The organism is Pseudomonas sp. PDNC002, from assembly GCF_016919445.1.
Lineage (GTDB): Bacteria > Pseudomonadota > Gammaproteobacteria > Pseudomonadales > Pseudomonadaceae > Pseudomonas.
In genome coordinates this window covers 4,202,016-4,219,041 of sequence record NZ_CP070356.1, presented here as the reverse complement: position 1 = coordinate 4,219,041, position 17,026 = coordinate 4,202,016, and the positions used below count along the sequence as shown (strand labels likewise).

The 17,026-nt window shown below is 65.8% G+C and carries 11 protein-coding genes; 6 read left to right on the top strand and 5 right to left on the bottom strand.

The annotated features are described in order from the left end of the window. The gene (locus JVX91_RS19165) at positions 1-1,956 is read right to left on the bottom strand and encodes a DEAD/DEAH box helicase (protein WP_205335754.1); all 1,956 of its coding nucleotides are present in this window, start codon (positions 1,954-1,956) and stop codon (positions 1-3) included. A gap of 166 nt (positions 1,957-2,122) precedes the next feature. Here JVX91_RS19165 and JVX91_RS19160 point away from each other — a divergent pair, with 166 nt between their 5' ends. Then, the gene (locus tag JVX91_RS19160; protein ID WP_205335753.1) at positions 2,123-2,890 is read left to right on the top strand and encodes an ATP-binding cassette domain-containing protein; all 768 of its coding nucleotides are present in this window, start codon (positions 2,123-2,125) and stop codon (positions 2,888-2,890) included. Between the two features lie 396 nt (positions 2,891-3,286). Here JVX91_RS19160 and fhuF read toward each other — a convergent pair whose 3' ends face one another. The 4 genes from fhuF to JVX91_RS19140 form a co-directional block, all read right to left on the bottom strand. Next, positions 3,287-4,042 carry a siderophore-iron reductase FhuF gene (gene fhuF / locus JVX91_RS19155; RefSeq protein WP_205335752.1) on the bottom strand — a complete coding sequence of 252 codons (756 nt, stop codon included), beginning with the start codon at positions 4,040-4,042 and terminating at the stop codon, positions 3,287-3,289. A 31-nt stretch (positions 4,043-4,073) separates the two neighbouring features. Then, complete coding sequence (locus JVX91_RS19150; RefSeq protein ID WP_205335751.1) at positions 4,074-5,060, bottom strand: GNAT family N-acetyltransferase; 987 nt, start codon at positions 5,058-5,060, stop codon at positions 4,074-4,076. Between the two features lie 98 nt (positions 5,061-5,158). After that, complete coding sequence (locus tag JVX91_RS19145; protein ID WP_205335749.1) at positions 5,159-6,499, bottom strand: SidA/IucD/PvdA family monooxygenase; 1,341 nt, start codon at positions 6,497-6,499, stop codon at positions 5,159-5,161. 600 nt (positions 6,500-7,099) lie between these two features. Continuing rightward, the gene (locus JVX91_RS19140) at positions 7,100-7,594 is read right to left on the bottom strand and encodes a sigma-70 family RNA polymerase sigma factor (protein ID WP_240201623.1); all 495 of its coding nucleotides are present in this window, start codon (positions 7,592-7,594) and stop codon (positions 7,100-7,102) included. Between the two features lie 139 nt (positions 7,595-7,733). Here JVX91_RS19140 and JVX91_RS19135 point away from each other — a divergent pair, with 139 nt between their 5' ends. From JVX91_RS19135 to fhuB, 5 genes are all read left to right on the top strand, one after another. Continuing rightward, positions 7,734-8,753 carry a FecR family protein gene (locus JVX91_RS19135; protein WP_205335747.1) on the top strand — a complete coding sequence of 340 codons (1,020 nt, stop codon included), beginning with the start codon at positions 7,734-7,736 and terminating at the stop codon, positions 8,751-8,753. Between the two features lie 343 nt (positions 8,754-9,096). After that, positions 9,097-10,785, top strand: a complete 1,689-nt coding sequence (locus tag JVX91_RS19130; protein WP_205335746.1) for a cyclic peptide export ABC transporter — start codon at positions 9,097-9,099, stop codon at positions 10,783-10,785. A 172-nt stretch (positions 10,786-10,957) separates the two neighbouring features. Beyond that, the gene (locus tag JVX91_RS19125; RefSeq protein ID WP_205335745.1) at positions 10,958-13,354 is read left to right on the top strand and encodes a TonB-dependent siderophore receptor; all 2,397 of its coding nucleotides are present in this window, start codon (positions 10,958-10,960) and stop codon (positions 13,352-13,354) included. 99 nt (positions 13,355-13,453) lie between these two features. Continuing rightward, a complete protein-coding gene (locus JVX91_RS19120; RefSeq protein ID WP_205335744.1) occupies positions 13,454-14,368 on the top strand; it encodes an ABC transporter substrate-binding protein in 915 nt (304 codons plus the stop codon). Then, a complete protein-coding gene (gene fhuB, locus JVX91_RS19115; protein ID WP_205335743.1) occupies positions 14,361-16,370 on the top strand; it encodes a Fe(3+)-hydroxamate ABC transporter permease FhuB in 2,010 nt (669 codons plus the stop codon). Before JVX91_RS19120 ends, fhuB begins: the two co-directional genes overlap by 8 nt. Positions 16,371-17,026 lie beyond the last annotated feature (656 nt).

Sequence of the window (17,026 nt, the reverse complement as noted above, 5' to 3'; positions counted from 1 at the left end):
TCAGGCGGGCGCAGCTTCCACGTTGCGCCGCATGGCCAGGATCGCCGTCGGCCCCTGGGCCTTGCGGGTGAACCAGAACACCCGGCTCACGCCACGGGTGATCGCCACGTAGGCCAGGCGCAGTTGCTCATCCTGCTGGGCCTGGTCATAGCTGCTGGTGAAGAAGCCCGAGGCTGCGTACACGGCGCTACGCAGCGGATGCTTTTCCGGCGGTGCGCAGTCGTCGACGATGATCGCCACCTCCGCCTGCAGGCCCTTGGCGCGGTGGATGGTCATGCCCTTCACCGGCAGCTTGCGATCCAGTGCGCCGAGAATGGTCTGCAGGGTCTCGTTGCGCCGGCTGAGCAGCAGCACGGCGGTCTTCTCCCGCGAGCCACGCGCGGCCACGTGCTCGCACTGCTTGCGGATTTCTTCCAACAGGATTGGCAGGTTGTTCCGCGCATCGAAGCGCTGCACCAGCTTCACGCCATGGTCGCCCGCTTCTGTCGACTTGAAGGCTCGACAGGTCTTGGCCTGCTTGTTCGCCACGCCCACCAGCACCCGCTCGCCGTCGCGGATCACCGGGTCAATGCTGCGGTAGTTGGTTTCCAGCAGCAGCACGCGGCTCTTGCGCCGGCCCTTGCTGGGGAAGTGGCGATCGAAGTCCATGAACAGCTCCGGCGAGCTGCCGCGCCAGGCGTAGATGGACTGCCAGTCATCACCGATGGCCATCAGGCTGACCGCCTCGCCACGCTTGGCCAGGTCTCGGTGCAACGCCTGCAACCACTGGACGATCTGCGGAGAGACATCCTGGAACTCATCGATCAGCAGATGCTGGAACGGTGCCAGGGCTGCGGCCGGCAACTTGCCGTCGCCGAGCTGGTCGGTGAGGCGCTGGAAGGCCAGGTTGAAGGTCAGCAGGCCCTGCTCCTGCAGCGCATTGTCGAAAGCGGCCCAGAACAGTTGCAGCGCTTCGACGAACTGCCGTTCGCGCGCCGGACAGCCGAGCTTCTTCGGCTGCAACTGGGCGATGCGCAGGCCGATGCTCTCGATGAATCCGGCCTGGGCGTAGAAGGCTTCGAACAGCGGGAGTGCCGTGAACTCGCCGCCGAGCTTGAAGGCATCCAGTGGCGCCTTGCCGATGCGTGGCGGCTTGCCGTCGTCCCCGGCTTCGGGAGGTGGCGGAAGCTCCAGCAACTGGTGCACCAGGACGCGGAATTCGTGCTGGTCGGCATAGCACTGCTGGTAGACCTGCTTGAGCAGCCGCTGCTGCGCCGGGCGCAGGCGGCCGGCGAGCAAGGGGTTGTCCAGCTCGTCTGCCGGGGTGCGTTCGTCCAGCTGCTCGAACCAGCGCGGATTCTTCAGTGCCACTTTCGCCAGGGTGCCCATGGCCGAATGGAAGGTCCGCACGCACTGGCGCGCCTGCGCCGCGTCGAAGGGATGGCCCCAGTAGCCGAGCACTTTCACCAGTTGCTCGCGCAGTTGCGCGCAGGAGGCATTGGTGAAGGAAATCACCGTCACCCGCTCGGCCTGGATGCCCAGATGGCAGAGCATGTAGACGACACGCAGGACCAGCGTCGTCGACTTGCCGGAACCGGCGCCGGCGAAGATACGGGTCAGCGGATCGGGCGCGAGGATCATCGCCCACTGTTCGTCCGACGGCAGGCTGATCACCCCGTGGGCGGCGGCCTGGGCCACTCGCTGGCGCATGTCGAGGGCGTGCTGTTCATCGGGGGCCTTGGCGGTGCCATAGATACCCGCTGCGGCTGGAGCTCGCGGGCGCCTGGGCGCAGGCCCTTCGCCGTTCTTCGCTTTCGCCGTGCGCTTGGCCGGCGCCTTGGCATTGCCCTTTGTCTTGCCGCGTCCACGAGGCTGCGCCGCTTCGCGTTCGGCGCGCAGGTATTCGGTGGTACGGGGGAAATAACGCGCCAGGGCCTCGGCGAGCAGGCGTTTGTAGCGTTCGACAGCAGACTCCATGGGCCCTACCCGATCAATTACAGCGTTGAATCATAAGCGCTTTCGGACAGTGACAGGTAAGCGATCGGGCGGTTCCGCAAGGCCTTGGAAAATTGATAACCATTAGCGATTGGATTAGAGTCGGGCTCCCGCTTTTTCCGGCCACGCCGCCCATACGGATGACCCCATGTTCGAACTGGAAAATGTCAGTTTCAGCGTCCCCGGTCGCACCCTTCTGCAACCGCTGAGCCTGCAACTGGCCGACGGCAACATGATCGGCCTGATCGGCCACAACGGTTCGGGCAAGTCCACCCTGCTCAAGCTGCTGGCCCGCCAGCAGCAGGCCAGCGGCGGCAGTATCCGCCTGGACGGCAAACCGTTGCAGGACTGGGGCAACCGCGACTTCGCACGCCAGGTGGCCTACCTGCCGCAGCAACTGCCGCAGACCGACGGCCTGACCGTGCGCGAGCTGGTCGCGTTCGGTCGCTACCCGTGGCACGGCGCGCTGGGCCGCGTCACCGGCGAAGACCGCAAGCAGATCGACCGAGCGCTGGAGCTGACCGATACCCAGGCCTTCGCCGATCGCCCGGTAGACCTGCTTTCCGGTGGTGAACGCCAGCGCGTCTGGCTGGCCATGCTGCTGGCGCAGAACAGCCGCTACCTGCTGCTGGACGAACCCACCTCGGCGCTGGATATCGCCCATCAGGTGGAAGTGCTCTCCCGTGTCCACGAACTCAGCCGCGAACTGGGCCTGGGCGTGCTGGTGGTGCTGCACGACATCAACATGGCGGCGCGTTACTGCGATCACCTGATCGCCCTGCATGGAGGCCGCCTGCTGGCCCAGGGCTCGCCGGCGGAGCTGATGCGCGGGGAAACGCTGGAAGATATCTACGGGATTCCCATGGGCGTGCTGAACAACCCGGTGGATGGGTCGCCGATCAGTTATCTGCGCTGAGTTACTGAACGCGGAATCAACCTGCGAATCCACAGCGACGCCTGACCGATCGCGGACAGAGTCCGCTCCTACGGAGATGCAAGCTTCGGCGATCAGTGGCGAGACAGTTCCTGTGCTAGAGCTTCCACTCCGTCTGGTGAGCGACGGGGTATTGCATTGGTGGCATCTCGTAGGAGCGGACCTTGTCCGCGATATCCTGCGCGGATGAATCCTTGCCAACCGGCGAGCGGAGGCATATTGCGCGTGCATGGGCGCGGGCTTTGCCCGCGATCGCGGAGAAGCTCCGCTCCTACAAAAGCACCGTAGGACGCATGACAAAGCACCGTAGGGCGCATAACCTGGAACAGGTTATGCGCAGAATCCTCGATGGCGGATAACGCTGACGCGTTATGTGCCCTACAGATCGCTCGCTTCGGCGGGTGGCTCATCGATCAGCGGGCAGTTGTCGCAATTGCCGATCTCCCCCAGCCGATAGCGAATGCAGCAGGTACGCCGCTGCCGCCATAGCCCGTCCGGGCGCTGCGCGCAGGGCACCTCGACGTACTGGATCGGCTTGTACAGCGGATTGCGCGTGCCATCCGGCCGGCGCTCGGTTTCCAGCAGCTCCCGCCCCTGTCCCAGCAGCGGCGCCAACGGCGGCAACTTGCCCATCTCGCCGATGAACCATTCGAAGTAATTCCCGGCGTTGCTCCAGAGCACCTTGGGCGACAGGCGCACCTCGGCGGCGAGCCGTTGCACGAAGGGTTGCAGGTGACCTTCCAGCAGATGGGCGAAGCGCTGGAACGGATCACCCGGCGGCGCAGCGAACGGCCCACCCTCCCCTGGCAGCTTGAATGCCTCGGGAATGCCCTGGGCATCCAGCACCACGTCCACGTCGTCGAAGTCCAGCGGCAACGTGCGACCGAGCACCAGCGCGGCGGCCACGACCGGCGGGACGATCCGCACCAGGTACCACTTGGACCACTGCGAGGCCAGCGCGCGCCGGTCGCCATCGGCGTGGGGCGGGTCGAAGCGGCGCAGCACGCTGTCGAGCATCTCCCGCTCCAGCAACGCGCGGACGGGGATCGAAGGCCGGGGATCGTCGCGCGTCACCAGCACCTCGCGGTAGCTGGCGAACTCGCCGAAGTACAACGGTGCGAGGGCTGCGATCACACGCAGCCCTCAGCGTCGGAGCACCAACCTGTCAGCACAGGCCGCAACGCTCGAAGAAGGTTTCCCGGCTCTGCACCATCAGCGCGGCGCGCTTGTGCGGGAAGTTGAATTCCTTCTCGCGCCAGAAGCCCAGGCGCTGCATGTGGCCGATCATCTTCGCGTTGTCGGCGCGCGGCTCGGCGACGATGCGCTGGGTGCGCGGGTCGTCCAGCAGCAGGTAATGCACCAGGGCGGTCATCCAGCTTTCCACCTTGTGCGGGCCGCGATGGGATTCCTCGCCCACCAGCATGTGGATGCCGCGGTCGTAGTCGCCCACTTCGTAGAACGGCGCGATGCGGTCTTCCTTGGCCCAGTAGGCTTCGTAGTAGGCGAAGGGCTCGTCGTCGATGCAGCCGATCAGGGTGGTGGTGTGCGGGTCGGCCGCGGCTTTTTCCAGATAAGTACGGTGCTGCTCCAGGGTGCCGCCTTCCTGCCAGAACTCCAGCACGCGCGGGCTGTTCTGCCAGCGGTTGAAGCGCTCCAGGTCCAGGTCGATGTCGAGGGTGCGCAGGGAAATCCATTGGCCCAACTTCGCATCGAAGCGGCGATAGACCTCACCCTGCGGCTTGGGCGCGCGCAGCGGATGACGGCGGCCGCTGCTCATGCGATAGACCTGCGGGTAGTCCGCGCTGGCCACGCCCTTGTGCCAGGCAGCAGGCAGTTGCCAGAACGCCGCGCGCTCGATCTGCAGGCGGCCACCGACTTCATCGCGGCTCACCAGACCTTGCTCGAAGGCCTCGGCGGGCACGCTGGCGGCAGCGAACTGCACACGCTCGCTCCGCGCGTCGACGGCAAAGCTCCAGTAGGCCAGCGCCCAGAGGGCTTCGCGGGTGACTGCACCACTGAGCTGCCAGCACTCGCCTTCGCGTTGCGCAGCCAGCAGCGGCTCGCCGTCGAGCAGCAAGGTCAGGCCAGCGGCGCCGCTGTCGGCGGACAGTTGGCGACCATCGGGCAGCGGCAGGGAAAAATTGGGCGTCATGATGGATAACCTTTCGTGAATGCAACGACCCCGCCCGTATGACGAGCAGGGTCGGCAGGAATTTAGTCGGCCCGGAAGAAATCTCCGGGCCGTTGGCTTCAGGCGCTTTCGGCCGTCAGCGGACGCGAGGGTTTGTGCGCCGACTCCTGCGGCGGCAGGTGCTCGAACATCGACGCGGCGATTTCCTGGGCGCGCATCGGCAGCACCGACAGCAGGGTGTCGCTCAGGCCGTGGCTGTCCTGGGTGAAGCCCTGCAGGTAGATGCCGGCGTGTAGGCGCGCGTCGGTTTGCAGGCGGTAATCGCGACCCACGTCGAAGTCGCCCAGGTAGTCCTGCAGCGGCGCGAGCAGTTCGCGGTGGGATTTGCGCTCGTAGCCGGTGGCGAGGATCACCGCGTCGTAGCGGTGGGTCTCCACCGCGCCGGTGGCGCTGTCGCGCAGGGTCAACTCGATGCCCTCGGCATCGGCATCGGCCTTGGCGGCCTCCACATTGCGGCGGCAGAGGAATGCGTGACGGTCCACGCCCGCCACTTTCTGGCGATAGAAGATGCCGTAGATGCGCTCGATCAGGTCCAGGTCCACCACCGAGTAGTTGGTGTTGTGGAACTCCTGGATCAGTTTCTCGCGCTCGGCCTTGGGTTCGTTGAACACCAGGTCGGTGTAGCGCGGGGCGAAGATTTCGTTGACGAAGGGGCTGTCGTCGGCCGGCTTGAGCACGGCGGCGCGCAGGACCATGTCGACCTGCACCGATGGGAAGCTGTCGTTCAGGTCGATGAAGGCTTCCGCCGCGCTCTGGCCGCCGCCAATCACCGCGATGCGCATCGGCTCGTTCTGGTTGCAGCGCTGCTTGGCCATGCATTCCAGGTAGCGGGCATGGTGGAACACGCGCGGGTCATCGCGCAGGTGACTGAAGGCGGACGGGAAGCGCGGCGTGCCGCCGGTGCTCACCACCACGCTACGCGCCAGGCGGAAGCGCTCGTGACCGCGCGCATCGGTGGACAACACCTTGAGCAACTCGATGCCGTCCGGCCCCTGCACCGGCTCGACACGGCTGACCGTCTCGCCACTGGCGCGCTGCTCGGCGAACTGGTCGCTGACCCAGCGCAGGTAGTCGTTGTACTCCATGCGGCACGGGTAGAAGGTGCCCAGGTTGGTGAAGTCGATCAGCCGCCCCATGGCGTGCAGGTAGTTGACGAAGCTGTAAGGGCTGGTGGGATTGCGCAGGGTCACCAGGTCCTTGAGGAAGGAAATCTGCAGTTCGCTCTGGGCGACCAGGGTATTGCCGTGCCAGCGATAGTCCGCCTGCTTATCGAGGAACAGTGCGTGGTAATGGCGGCCCTCGCGTCGCGCCTGCTCCTGCAGGGCGATCGCCAGCGCCAGGTTGGAGGGGCCGAAACCGATGCCGAGCACGTCGTAGGTCGGGGTGATCATCTGAGTCATGGTGCCAATGTCCTGTGTCGCGATGGCCGTGGGGCATGACGACGCGGGGGCCGGCGGCATACTGCGCCGCACTGCTGCCCTGGCACCCCGCCTGCGTGGCGGTGGGCACCCTTTCCTGCGTGTCGCCCGTGAGTTGCGCTATCTGAGCGCGTTCTCTGGAGAGACGAGACAGGCCTGGGGAAATTTAGAATGATTCTCACTAAGTCATGAAAATTTCAGAATGACGAGCAGGCAATCACGTGCAGGAAATCACGCGCGGGCCGCGGGGGACTAAATCCCCGGTGACCTGGCGCGTCTGTCTATGTAAATCAGGGCGCGATGCATCAGCGTAGGGGCAACTGTCTTCTTCAACGCGATGCATCCCCCTCACCCCAGCCCTCTCCCTCAGGGAGAGGGGGTAGTCCGAGCCAACTGACGCGATGGTTTCATCCTGCACTGGACGGTCTCCTCTCCCCCTGGGAGAGGGTTAGGGTGAGGGTCGCCCCAAGCACTGAGGCATTTCTTAGGAACGGACTCTGTCCGCAATGTGTTGGCCCTGCTCCCTGGTCGATCGGAGCGAAGGTAATTCCGCTCCCACGGGGGGCGTCTGCGGAATAGCGCCTAGCCCTGCCCGCCCCAAGCCTTGAGACGCAGCCGGCAATGCTTCATCGCATTGACGATGTGTTTTTCCACCATGTCGCGGGAAATCCCCATTCGTTCGGCGATCTCGACATGGCTGCAGCCGTCGACCTTGCGCAGCACGAACGCGCGGCGACAGGCGTCGGGCAGCTCCGCGAGGGCGCGCTGGAGCATCTGCAACTGTTGTTGCTGGCTGGCTTCTTCCTGGGGGCAGCGCTCGTCCAGCACGCCTTCACGGTCGAGGCTTTCCAGCTCTTCGGTGCGGCGCACGCGTCCGCGCCGGTGCAGGTCGATACTGAGGTTCACCGCCGTGCGGTAGAGAAACGCGCGCGGTTGTTCGATATGCTCGTCGCCCTTGCGGTCGAGCAGGCGCAGGAAAGCCTCCTGGGTGACATCGGCAGCCGCCTGGCGGTCGCCAAGGCTACGATTCAGGTACAGGACCAGTTCCTTGTAATAACGGATGAACGCGCTTTCCACCCCGTCGGGCATCCTATGAAAAACAGTCGAGGCTGTAGGCGCCTGCTGACAGTCCGAGTCAGGCTTATTTATAATCACTCGCATCAACGCGAAAAGAAAGTGTGATATTGGCCGCAACCGGGCCTAACCGAGATCCCTGATGACAACCTCCCCCGCTCCGCTCGACGATGACCGCATCTGCGCCGAAGCCGCGCACTGGTGCGCGCGTCTGCACGATGCCGAATGCAGCGACGCCGAGCGCGCCGCTTTCGCACAGTGGCGCGCAGCCGACCCGCGGCACGAGGAGGAGTACCAGGCGATGCTGGAGATCTGGCAACTCTCGGAACTCCTGCCGCCCACGCCGCACATCGAGCCTGGACTGATCATCGACCCCGTACCGATCCGCGGGCGACACCAGCGCCGTCCCCGCAGCATCAAGCGCCTCGCCGCCGTGGCCGCCGGAGTCCTGATGGCACTGGGCGCCGTGTGGTCGGCGGGCTGGTCCGCAGGCTTGCTGCCGTCGCGGGTCGGCTATTACGCCGCGCAGCCGACTCCGCGCGAAGTGCAACTGGCCGACGGCTCGAAGGTGGAGCTCAACAGCAACTCGCAGCTCGTCTTCGCCAACTTCCGCGAGCGCCGCAGCGCCTGGTTGAAAACCGGCGGCGAGGCCTACTTCCAGGTCGCCCACGACACACTGCAACCTTTCTCGGTCTTCACCGACAACGGCAGCGTGCGGGTGACCGGCACACGCTTCAACGTCTGGACCGACGCCAACCAGATGCTCGTCACCCTGCTCGAGGGCTCGGTGGTGGTCAGCCCGCCGGACAGCATCGACGGCAACAGCGCGCAGCTCACCCCCGGCATGCAGGCGCGCTACATCAAGGGCAGCGAACGCATCGAACTGGCTCAGGTCGCGCCGGCCGGCGCTATCGCCTGGACCGAAGGCAAGCTGGTGATCGACGACCTGACCCTGCAGGCCGCCATCCCGCTGATCAACCGATACCTCAAGCAACCGGTGTTCCTCGACGACGCCACCGCGGCCGCCATGCGCATCGGTGGCATCTACCGCACCGACGACCTGCAGGCCCTGGTGGATTCGCTACCCAAGGTGCTGCCGGTGGAGCTGCGCAAGGACAACCAGGGCCGTACGGTTCTTGCCAGCCGCTACGTTCAGCTCTAATTCTGCGCACGGGTCGACCCTCACCCTCTCCCAGGGGAGAGGGGACCGTTTGGTGCAGGATGAAACCTTGGCGTCAGACGGCTCGAACTGCCCCTCTCCCCTGGGAGAGGGTTGGGGTGAGGGAGATGCATCAGCACGAATTTCCAGAAGACAGTTGCCCCTACAGAAACCTCAGCATCTGTGCCGACTCATTTGCGATAAATTCGCAAATTCTCTTCAGTTTTCTCCTGGCTCATTCGTCTTGATAGGAACGATTCGGATTTGCCGATGATCTCCTGATTCGCGCGCCGTCTCGTCCCGTTGTGCGGCCTGCTCTCTGGTAGGCCGGGGCCAGGAAAAGACGATGCCAACTCCCGCTCCAAGCGCCTTGCGCGAAATGCTCAAACTGCTGCGGCCGCACTGGCTGCCGCTGACTGCGGCCACCCTGCTGGGGATTCTGGGCGGCTCGGCCATCACCGCACTGCTCGCCACCATCAACTACAGCCTGCACTCGCAGGGCGGCATGCCCGCCGGCCTGCTGTTGGGTTTCGCCGGGCTGTGCGTACTGGCGCTGCTGGGCTCGATCATTTCCGACATGGGCACCAACTACGTTGGCCAGCACGTGATCGCACGTCTGCGCAAGGACCTGGGCAGCAAGATCATTTCCGCTCCCATCGAGCAGATCGAGCGCTACCGCAGCCACCGGCTGATTCCGGTGCTGACCCACGACATCGACACCATCAGCGACTTCGCCTTCGCTTTCGCGCCGCTGGCCGTCGCCCTGACCACCACCCTCGGCTGCCTGGGCTACCTGGCCTGGCTGTCGCCGCCGATGTTCCTCGCCACCGCTATCGCCATCGTCGTCGGCAGCGCCGTGCAGTACGTCGCGCGGGCAAAGGGAATCAAGGGTTTCTTCGAGGCCAGGGACAAGGAAGACGAGCTGCAGAAGCACTACCGCGCCATCGCCGAGGGCGCCAAGGAGCTGCGCATCAGCCGACCGCGCCGCTTCCAGCACTACAGCGAGCGCCTGCAGGGCACCGCGGACGAAATCTGTGACATCCAGCTGCGCTCGATCAACCTGTTCAACGTCGCCAAGGGCTTTGGTTCCACGCTGTTCTTCATCGTCATCGGCGTGGCGCTGGCCTACCAGTCGCTGTGGCCGAGCACCGACCAGGCGACGCTGTCCGGCTTCATCCTCGTCCTGCTGTACATGAAGGGCCCACTGGAAGGACTGATCGGCCAGTTGCCGGTGGTGACCCGCGCCCAGGTCGCGTTCCGCCGGATCGCCGAGCTGTCGGTGCGCTTCTCCTCGCCAGAGCCGAACCTGCTACTGGCCGATGACGGTCGGAGGCCGCTGGACTTCCAGTCCATCGAATTGCGCGAGCTGGCCTACCACTACCCCACCGACGACGGCACCCGCGGCTTTGCCGTCGGCCCACTGAACCTGACGGTGAGTCGCGGGGAAATCCTCTTCATTGCCGGTGAGAACGGCTGCGGCAAGACGACCATGATCAAGCTGCTGCTCGGGCTCTACGCCCCGCGCGGCGGCGAGCTGCTGCTCAACGGCGAGCCGGTGACCGACCTCAATCGCGACGACTACCGCCAGCTGTTCACCACCATTTTCGCCGACTACTTCCTCTTCGAAGACCTGCTCAAGGGCAGCCAGGACATCCCCGCGGAAGCCGCGCGCTACCTGGAACGCCTGGAGATCGCCCACAAGGTCAGCCTGCAGGGCCAGGAGTTCTCGACCACCGACCTCTCCACCGGCCAGCGCAAGCGCCTGGCGCTGGTGCAGGCCTGGCTGGAGAAACGCCCGGTGCTGGTGTTCGACGAATGGGCAGCGGATCAGGACCCGGAATTCCGCCGCATCTTCTACACCGAACTGCTGCCCGAGCTGCGGGCACAGGGCAAGACGCTGATCGTGATTTCCCACGACGACCGCTATTTCGACGTCGCCGACCGCCTACTGCGCATGCGCGCCGGGCAGATCGTGGAGATCGAAGACCACCGCGCGAGGCAAGCCAAGGGCAGTCCCGGCGTGGCGATGCATTGACAGCGGCACGGCCACGGAGAGCCCGCCCGCCTCGCACCGAAAAGCACTCAGCAAAAAATAATCGAAAGAAGTTTTCCGGTTTTTTCCAACCGGTGCGTCACATAAAGCTGAATCATTCTTATTAGAAACTGCATTTAGAAAATCCCACTTACAAGATCATAGGAGTCGTCACGTGAGTCGCACCCGTTCTGCGCTGCAATCCCAGCACCCGGTGAAGCCCCTCGCCCGCCTGGTCCGCGCCACCGCCCTGGGGATGGTCCTGGCCGCCTCCGCCGTCGAGGCAGCTCCGGTCCGCATCGACATTCCGGCCCAGTCGCTGGCCTCCGCCCTGACCAGCCTCGGCACCCAGTCGAACCTGCAGATCGTCTTCAACCAGACCCAGGTGCAGAACCTGCGCGCGCCGACCGTACGCGGCCAGATGGAGCCCACCCAGGCGCTGGAACGCCTGCTGCAGGGCACCGGCATCAAGTACCAGGTCGAAGGCAGCCGCGTGACCCTGCTGGGCGCCGACGCCGCCAGCGGCGACACCCTGAACATGTCCGCCCAGGTCATCACCGGCGCCATCGAAGGTGAAGACAGCTACGTGCCGCGCACCTCCAACAGCGGCAGCAAGACCGACACCCCGCTGCTGGAAATCCCGCAGTCGATCTCCGTGATCACCCGCAAGCAGATGGACGCCCAGGGCGCCCAGACCGTGACCGAGGCGCTGCGCTATGTGCCCGGCGTGAAAGTGGAAGCCTACGGCCTCGACCCCAAGGGCTTCGACTGGCTGTACATCCGCGGCTTCAACGCCCAGGCCACCAGCGACTACCTCAACGGCCTGCGTCAGCAGAACAATAACTACGCCTTCTTTCGCAGCGAGCCCTATGCCTTCGAGCGCATCGACGTGGTCCGTGGCCCGTCTTCCAGCCTGTTCGGCATGGGCGACGCCGGCGGCATCGTCAACCGCGTGAGCAAGAAGCCCACCGCCAACCACATCAACGAAGTGGAACTGACCGGCGGCAACCATGACCGCAAGCAGGGCCAGTTCGACCTGGGCGGCGCGCTGGACGATCAGAACCAGTTCCTCTACCGCGTCGTCGGCCTCGCCCGCGACGCCAACACCCAGGCCGAATACGACGACGGCCACGAGGTCGAGGACGACCGCCTCTACATCGCCCCGTCCTTCACCTGGGCGCCGGACGACGACACCAGCCTGACCGTGCTCACCGACTTCCTGCGTGACCGCAACTCCGGCTCGATCTTCGACTACAGCGTCAACGGCCACACCACCGGCACTCTGCTGGGCGACCACAGCTACAACCACTTCAGCCAGGACCAGTACACCCTGGGCTACGAGTTCCGCCATCGCTTCGACGACGTCTGGGAATTTCGCCAGAACGCGCGCTACGGCCAGGTCGACCTGATCTTCAACAACCTGCTGCCGCAGGCCAAGGTCGGGCGCAACATCATCCGCACCGCGGACCGCTTCGACCAGCACCTGAATACCTTCAACCTGGACAACCAACTGCAGGCCAACTTCGACACCGGCCCGCTCAAGCACACCCTGCTGATGGGCGCCGACTATAGCTGGCAGGACGCCGACGTCGCCCGCTGGCGCACCCTCGGCCCGTCGCTGAACCTGGACAACCCGCAGTACGGCCAGAGCGTCCAGCGCCCGACCAAGGACACCACCCTCCCCGGCCAGGCGATCAACTACGACCAGACCATCCAGCAGGTGGGCGGCTACATCCAGGACCAGGTCAAGTTCGACGACCACTGGATCCTCACCGCCGGCGGCCGCTACGACTACGTGCGCAACGACCTCGACAGCCATACCTCCGCGCACACCATGCAGAAGGACAACGCCTTCACCGGTCGCGTCGGCCTGACCTATCTGACCGACTTCGGCCTGGCCCCCTACATCAGCTACTCCGAGTCCTTCGTGCCCAACTCGGGAATCGGCCCGGACGGCGGCGCCTTCAAGGCCAGCGAAGCCCACCAGTACGAAGCGGGCGTGAAGTTCCAGCCGGACGAAACCCTGCTGATCACCCTGGCCGCCTACGAGCTGACCAAAGAGAACATCCTGACCCCGCAGCTGAACGCCAACGGCGTTCCCACCGGCTTCAACGAGCCGACCGGCGAGCAGCGTTCCCGCGGCATCGAGGCCGAGTTGAAAGCCAAGCTGGACCAGAACTGGGACCTGCTGGCCTCCTACACCTACACCAAGGCCAAGATCACCGACAGCAACGACGGCAACCAGGGCAACCGCCCGGCCAACGTGCCCGAGCACATGGCCAACGGCTGGCTGAACTACACCTTCCACGAAGGCGCGGCCGACGGCCTCTCCATCGGCGGCGGCGTGCGCTACACCGGCTCGCTGTACGGCAACAACGCCAATACCTACCACGTCGACAACTACACCCTGTTCGACGCCGGCGTGAGCTACCCGCTGAACAAGAACGTGACCCTCTCGGTGAACGCGCAGAACCTGCTGGACGAGGAATACGCAGCCACCTGCGACAGCCCCATCTCCTGCTACCCGGGCCTGCGCCGCACCGTCATGACCAGTGTGAAGTACAGCTGGTAACCCCCGCGCTGGGGGTGGCTTCGGCCACTTCCAGCCGCTCCATCGGGCTCCCTGTTCGCAGGGAGCCCGTTGTCGTTTCAATGCAAGCGGAGAAGTTCGATGTCCCTCACCCGCCGTCATCTGCTGCACAGTCTCGCCATCGGTGGACTGGCCTGCGCCGCCGGGCTACCGGCCCGAGTCGTCCTCGCTGGAGAAGCCCTGACGCGCATCGTTGCCCTCAACTGGGTCGCCGCCGAGACGCTGCTGACCCTGGGCGTCGCGCCCCTGGCGATCTCCGACGACCGCTATTACCGGGTGCGCATGCCCACGATGGCGCTGCCGGACAGCGTGCGTGACGTGGGCCCGTATTGGGAACCGAACCTCGAACTGATCCAGCAGCTGCAACCGCAACTGATCCTCAGCGACCCGATGACGCCGACCTTGCAGCGTCGGCTCAACGGCATTGCGCCGACCGAAAAGGTGGCCATCTACCCGGCTCCCGAGGGCGCCTGGAAGGCCACTACCGACTTCATGAGCGACCTGGCCCGCCGCCTGGGCGTCGAGCAGGTCGCCGCCGACTACATTGGCGCCGGTGAGCAGCGCCTGGCCGAACTGCGCGCGAAGCTGGCGAGACGCCCGCAGCCACCGGTGTGCGTCGCGGTGCTCAACCAGGACGGCCGCCACGCGGCGGTCTACGGCAAGAACAGCATGGTGCAGGACGTGCTCGATCGCCTCGGCCTGGTGAATGCCTGGCAAGGCCCGGTCGGACCGGTCGGGCTGGCGATGGTCAGCATCGAACGCCTGGCCGAGCGCCCGGATGCGCACCTGGTCTACGTCGACATTCCCACCACCTCGGCGCGCCTGCAGAGCCTGCGGCAGCCCAACGACCTCTGGGCCAACCTGCCCGCCGTGCGCCAGGGCCACACACTGACCCTGCAGCGCTTCTATCCCTACGCCGGCGCCGCCTCGGTGCTGGACCTGGCCGAACGCATCGCCGCCTATCTGGACAGCGCCACGGAGGCCGCCCATGTCTGAATCGACCCTCGGATTCAGCGCGCCTCGCGGCGGCCTGCCGGTCGGCCCGGCGCTCTGCACGCTGGTTCTGGCGATCCTCGCGGCACTGCTGGTATTCCACGGCCTGCAAGACGCCCTGCCCCGCGAACTCTGGTGGCAAGCCTTGTGGTCGCCGGACCTGGACGATGTGCGTCAGGTCCTCATGCACTTCAGCTTCTTCCCGCGCCTGGCGGTGAGCTTGATGGCCGGTGCCGCGCTGGCCCTGGCCGGCACGCTGTTCCAGCAGATCCTGCGCAACCCGCTGGCGGAGCCGGTGACGCTGGGTGTATCCGCCGGTGCCAACCTGGCACTCTCGGCCGCCACCATCTTCGCCCCGACCTTGCTGGTCCACGGCCTGGAAGCCGTCACATTGACCGGCGCAGCGATCGCTACCGGCCTGCTGTTCGCCTTTGCCTGGGGCCGCACGCTGTCGCCGCTGCGCTTCATCCTCGCCGGCATGGTCATCAGCCTCTACTGCGTGTCGCTCAATGCGCTGCTGGTGCTGTTCAACCATGACTACCTGATCGACCTGCTGCTCTGGCAGGCCGGCTCACTCAACCAGAGTGGCTGGGACGGCGTGCTCTATCTCGCGCCGCGCCTGGCGGTGGCCATGGTCCTCGCGCTGTTGATGGTGCGGCCGCTGGCTGCCCTGGGGCTGGAAGACGAAGGCGCGGCGGCGGTGGGTGTCAACCTGCGCCGCACCCGCGTGCTCGGCCTCGCGGTGGCCGTGGCGCTCAGCGCCTTCGTCACCAGCGCGGTGGGCATGCTCGCCTTCGTCGGCCTCGCCGCGCCGGCCATTGCCCGGCTGTGCGGGGCCCGCACGCTGAAGCAGCGGTTGATCTGGGCACCCCTGCTGGGCGCCGCGCTGCTGTGCGTGGTGGACCAGATAGCCCGCGAACTGTCGCGCTTCGCCGGCGAAATCCCGGCCGGCATCCTCACCGGCATCTTCAGCGTGCCGCTGCTGCTGTGGCTGCTCAGCCGCCAGCGCAGTGGCGGGATCATTCCCCGACCGGCGCCCGCCAAACCGCAACGCGAACACCCGTGGCGACTGATCATCGCAATCGCCATCCTGCTGGCCTTGCTGACGCTGCCGGCCATTTACTTCGCGGTGGACGCCAACGGCTGGCACTGGGGCGACGCCGGCCTTGCCGATGCCATCGCGCAGTGGCGCCTGCCACGCGTGCTCGGCTCGCTGGCAGCCGGCGCGATGTTGGCCGTGGCCGGCCTGCTGGTGCAGCGCCTGACCGGCAACCCCATGGCCAGCCCGGAAGTCCTTGGCGCCACGTCCGGCGCGGCCATCGCCGTACTGGTGCTGTTCCTGGTGATGCCGCAGCCGCAGGCCTACATGGTCCCGGCAGCCAGCATCGGCGCCCTGCTGACGCTCGGCCTGCTGCTGTGGTTTGCCTGGCGCAAGACCTTCAACGCCGAGCGCCTGCTGCTCACCGGCGTCTGCCTGACGACCCTGCTGCATTCGTTCAGCACCTTGCTGCTGGCCAGCGGCGACCCGCGCATGACCGCGATGATGAGCTGGATGACCGGATCGACCTATCAGGTGGATATGACGTCCGCGAGCACCGGCCTGGTCGTCGGAGCGCTGATGATCGGCGTCAGCCTGCTGCTGGCTCGCCCGCTGGACCTGCTGACGCTGGGCAACGGCACCGCCACCGCGCTGGGCTTGCGATTGCGGGGGAGTCACCTGGCAATCCTGCTGACCGCTGCGGTGTTGACTGCCACCGCCACTATCATCGTCGGCCCACTGAGCTTCGTCGGCCTGATCGGTCCGCATATCGCCCGCCACCTGGGCGTGCGCCGCGCCGCTCCGCAATTGCTGCTGAGCGCCCTGGCCGGCGCCCTGATCATGGTGGTGGCGGACTGGCTGGGCCGAAATATCGCCTACCCGTGGCCGGTGTCCGCGGGGCTGCTGGCGGCGTTCATCGGTTGCCCGTACTTCCTCTGGCTGATGCACCGCGAGCGCCAAGGCTGATCCAAATAGCGAGGTAACCTACGCTCTCGTAGGAGCGGAGCTTCTCCGCGACCATCGCGACAGCGATGCAGTTCTTCCGCTGACGGCCTGCCGGCCGGATCGCGGATAAGATCCGCTCCTACAGGTTTGCCACGCCCGCGTGAGCATGTTCACGGCGACTAGCGCACCGCGAATGCCAAGGCTAATCCGCAGCCCGAGGGACCCTACGCTCTCGTAGGAGCGGAGCTTCTCCGCGACCATCGCGACAGCGATGCAGTTCTTCTACTGACGGCCTGCCGGCCGGATCGCGGATAAGATCCGCTCCTACAGGTTTGCCACGCCCGCGGGAGCATGTTCACGGCGACTAGCGCACTGCGAGCGACAAGGCCGATCCGCAGCGCGAAGGAGCCTACGCTTTCGTAGGAGCGGAGCTTCTCCGCGATCATCGCGACAGCGATGCAATTCTTCCGCTGACGGCCTGCCGGCCGGGTCGCGGATAAGATCCGCTCCTACGGGTTTGCCACGCCCGCGGGAGCATGTTCACGGCTACTAGCGCGCCGCGAACGCCGAGGCTAATCCGCAGCCCGAGGGAACCTACGCTTTTGTAGGAGCGGAGCTTCTCCGCGACCATCGCGGCAGCGATGCAATTCTTCCGCTGACGGCCTGCCGGCCGGATC

Bases quoted from the DNA above. Each gene is read 5' to 3' on its own strand.
- JVX91_RS19165 (WP_205335754.1), bottom strand. From the start codon at position 1,956: ATGGAGTCTGCTGTCGAACGCTACAAACGCCTGCTCGCCGAGGCCCTG.
- JVX91_RS19160 (WP_205335753.1), top strand. From the start codon at position 2,123: ATGTTCGAACTGGAAAATGTCAGTTTCAGCGTCCCCGGTCGCACCCTT.
- JVX91_RS19150 (WP_205335751.1), bottom strand. From the start codon at position 5,060: ATGACGCCCAATTTTTCCCTGCCGCTGCCCGATGGTCGCCAACTGTCC.
- JVX91_RS19145 (WP_205335749.1), bottom strand. From the start codon at position 6,499: ATGACTCAGATGATCACCCCGACCTACGACGTGCTCGGCATCGGTTTC.
- JVX91_RS19135 (WP_205335747.1), top strand. From the start codon at position 7,734: ATGACAACCTCCCCCGCTCCGCTCGACGATGACCGCATCTGCGCCGAA.
- JVX91_RS19130 (WP_205335746.1), top strand. From the start codon at position 9,097: ATGCCAACTCCCGCTCCAAGCGCCTTGCGCGAAATGCTCAAACTGCTG.
- JVX91_RS19120 (WP_205335744.1), top strand. From the start codon at position 13,454: ATGTCCCTCACCCGCCGTCATCTGCTGCACAGTCTCGCCATCGGTGGA.
- fhuB (WP_205335743.1), top strand. From the start codon at position 14,361: ATGTCTGAATCGACCCTCGGATTCAGCGCGCCTCGCGGCGGCCTGCCG.